Here is a 3,263-nt window from a genome sequence, read left to right on the forward strand (position 1 = left end):
AGAGGCTTCCGCAATAAAGAGCGGTTTGCCAATGCCATTTACTTCCATCTCGGCGGGTTGGATCTTTACCCTGATGGGATTACTAGATGATGGGCGCCCACTCAATCAGGGGAAGAGCCTGTTTATTATGGACCAGGATCGATGTTAAAGTGCAGGAAATGGCGTTCCGGTATTCAGGGGCAGCTTATGGGCGCGCTCAGCCATGTCGGTTGCATTTTCCTATTTTGCGGATATTCCGGCTGGCATGTCTCACCCGAATCCGGGGAACATCCAGAGCCGGAATGCTGAAAGTACAGTCAAGCCCCTCTCTTGCGGCCTTTACTGAAAAGCAGTGGCAGCACATCGCTGTAGGTGGTGGCAAAGTGCACCCTGATGCCTTTGCGGATGTGCGCCGGGATTTCTTCCCAGTCACCCTTGTTGTCAGCGGGCAGAATCAGCTCGCGAATCCCTACCCGTCTTGCCGCGATGACCTTTTCACGGATACCGCCGACGGGGAATACCTCGCCGGTGAGTGTCAGTTCGCCGGTCATAGCGATGTTGCGCACAGGCTTGTTCAGCGCCAGAGACAATAGCGCCGATGCCATGGTGACGCCCGCGGAAGGGCCATCCTTCGGGGTAGCGCCAGCGGGTACATGCAGGTGAATGAAGGATTTTTCGAAGAATTCCGGGGCGATGCCGAACTGCTCCGCATGGCTGACCACGAAGCCGTAGGCGATCTCGGCCGATTCTTTCATCACGTCACCGAGCTGGCCAGTGAGCTTGAAGCCGCGAGTGAAGCTGTGGGTATGCACGGCTTCGATGCTCAGGGTGGCGCCGCCCATGGAGGTCCAGGCCAGGCCGGTGACCACGCCGGGGCCGGAAAGCTTGCGCTCGTCGCTGAAAACAGCCGGTCCCAGATAATCCTTGAGGTTGTCCTGGGTTATCTCGATCGGCGGCTTCGCGCCTTCCAGCATCTTCACCACCGCCTTGCGCACGATTTTCGCCAGCTGCTTGTCCAACCGGCGCACCCCCGCGTCCCGGGCATAATCCTGGATGATCCTGCGCATCACCGGTGTGTTGATCTTGATCTGACCGCGTTTCAGTCCCGCACTCTTGATCTGCTTGGGCAGCAGGAAGCGGCGGGCGATCTGCAGCTTGTCTTCGGTGATATAGCCGGACAGCTGGATAACCTCCATGCGGTCCAGCAGGGGGCCTGGAATAGTGTCCAGCTGGTTGGCGGTGCAGATGAACAGGGTCTCGGACAGGTCGAAACGCAGGTCCAGATAATGATCGAGGAACTCCGCATTCTGCTCCGGGTCCAGCACTTCCAGCAGGGCCGATGCCGGATCGCCCTGGAAGCTGGCGCCGATCTTGTCGATTTCGTCCAGCATGATGGCCGGGTTCTGCGTACCGGCGGTTTTCAGTGCCTGAATGAACTTGCCCGGCATGGCGCCCACATAGGTGCGCCGGTGTCCCTTGATCTCGGCCTCATCACGCATGCCGCCCAGGGAGAAACGGTAGAACTTGCGGTTCATGGCTTCCGCCACCGACTTCCCGATGGAGGTCTTGCCCACACCGGGCGGTCCCACCAGCAGGATCATGGAGCCCTTGATCTCGCCGCGCTGTATGCCCAGGGCGAGAAATTCGAGAATGCGCGCTTTCACGTCTTCCAGGCCGAAATGATCCCGGTCCAGCACTTTGCGGGCGTGGGCCAGATCCAGGTTGTCGTCGGATTCGATGCCCCAGGGCAGCTGTGTGATCCAGTCCAGATAGCTGCGGGTGACGTTGTATTCCGCCGAACTGGGTTCCAATATGGACAGCTTGTCCAGCTCTTCCTCTACCCGTTCCTTGGCTTCTTCACTGAGATCCAGCTTTGCCATGCGCTCGCGGTACTTGTCGATGTCGGCGGTGCGGTCATCCTTGGAGATGCCCAGCTCCTGCTGGATCACCTTGAGCTGCTCGCGCAGGAAGAACTCCCGCTGCTGCGCGTCCATGTGTTCTTCCACGGTATCGCGGATCTTCTGCTGGGAACGTGCCAGGTCCAGCTCCTTGCTGAGCAGGGCCAGCACTTTTTCCATGCGTGGCAGCAGCTCGACGGTTTCCAGCACTTCCTGCTGTTCCTGCTTGCTGGCGGAGGTCAGTCCGGTGGCGAAATCCGCCAGCAGGGAGGGGTTCTCCGGGCCGAAACGGTCGAGGAAAAAACGCAGTTCTTCCTGCAGCAGGGGATTGAGCGGCAACAGCTCCTTGATGGTGTTGACGATGGCCAGGGCATAGGCCTTGATGTCCTTGGTCAGCTTGCCGGAAGGCTCGCGCAGGTAATCCACCCGGGCGATATAGGGCGGATTGGCGCTGATGTACTTTTCGATACGGAAGCGCTGCAGGCATTCCACCAGCACCTGCAACTGGCCATCCACTTCATGCACCTTGTGAATGCGGCCCACGGTTCCCACCCGGTACATGGCCTTGGTGGTGGTCTTCTCCGCCTCGTCATCGGCCGTGAGCACCAGGCCGATCAGATCGGAATTCGATTCGCGGATGGCTTTCAGGGTCGGCGCCCAGTGCCTGGCGTCCATGAGCAGCGGCACACCCTGGCCGGGGAAAAACGGTCGGGCGGCGATGGGCAGAAGATGGATGATGTTGGGCAGCACTTCGTCTGCGCGGGCAAGCAACTGGCTTTCTTCGGTCATGGGTGCTCAGATCAACAGGGATTTTCGGATACTTCTACATGGGGGGGTTCTGCCGGAATTCAAGAGCCGGACAGGAACATCCCCCTGTAAGAAGCATTCGCGATGGCGATTGTTTCTGGCTTAATACTGGTACATCCAGATACGGATCTTGATCAGATCACAAGTGAGATCACCGGCTGCCCTGTGTATCGTGATTTGACTGTTCGTCAGATTCCGCCATTCGGTACTCGAGTAGGACGAGGCGTGTATGTCCCTGCCGCCTACTTCAGTGTCCTTGCATATGATGTCCACCACATAGTTGCCAGAATTGTGACCCAGGTTGTGGGTCAGTGTGGCATTTCCGCCCAACGACACCGCTGTCCAGTTGGACTCGTAGGCCGGGCGCGGGAATGCAACCAGCCCATGTCCTCCCATCGTGACATCTCCGCTTTCATCGACATTGAAGATTTTCACATTGTTTTTATTGAACTAGAGTTTAGAGGTAACTACTCGCCCCTAAGATGAGTACAAGCCTGCCTCCATGGATCTACAATCGCTTTTTCATGTCTGTAGAGGCTTGACATCATAGTACGCCGAGTCTATGCTATTGACCCAACA

The 3,263-nt window shown here is 57.9% G+C and carries 2 protein-coding genes; both read right to left on the reverse strand.

Features of this window, described 5'->3' with window-relative positions:
• Window positions 1-296 precede the first annotated feature (296 nt).
• A complete protein-coding gene (lon, locus tag ACOCD2_RS14955; RefSeq protein ID WP_293649224.1) occupies window positions 297-2,666 on the reverse strand; it encodes an endopeptidase La in 2,370 nt (789 codons plus the stop codon).
• Window positions 2,667-2,786: 120 nt separating this feature from the next.
• Window positions 2,787-3,080 (reverse strand): hypothetical protein, encoded by a 294-nt coding sequence (locus ACOCD2_RS14960; RefSeq protein ID WP_293649221.1) that lies wholly within the window; start codon window positions 3,078-3,080, stop codon window positions 2,787-2,789.
• Between the last annotated feature and the right edge of the window lie 183 nt (window positions 3,081-3,263).

The sequence above is a fragment of the Thiolapillus sp. genome, assembly GCF_048562965.1.
GTDB lineage: Bacteria > Pseudomonadota > Gammaproteobacteria > Chromatiales > Chromatiaceae > Thiolapillus > Thiolapillus brandeum_A.

Coding starts and splice junctions, on each gene's coding strand:
- lon (WP_293649224.1), bottom strand. CDS start 2,666: ATGACCGAAGAAAGCCAGTTGCTTGCCCGCGCAGACGAAGTGCTGCCC.
- ACOCD2_RS14960 (WP_293649221.1), bottom strand. CDS start 3,080: ATGGGAGGACATGGGCTGGTTGCATTCCCGCGCCCGGCCTACGAGTCC.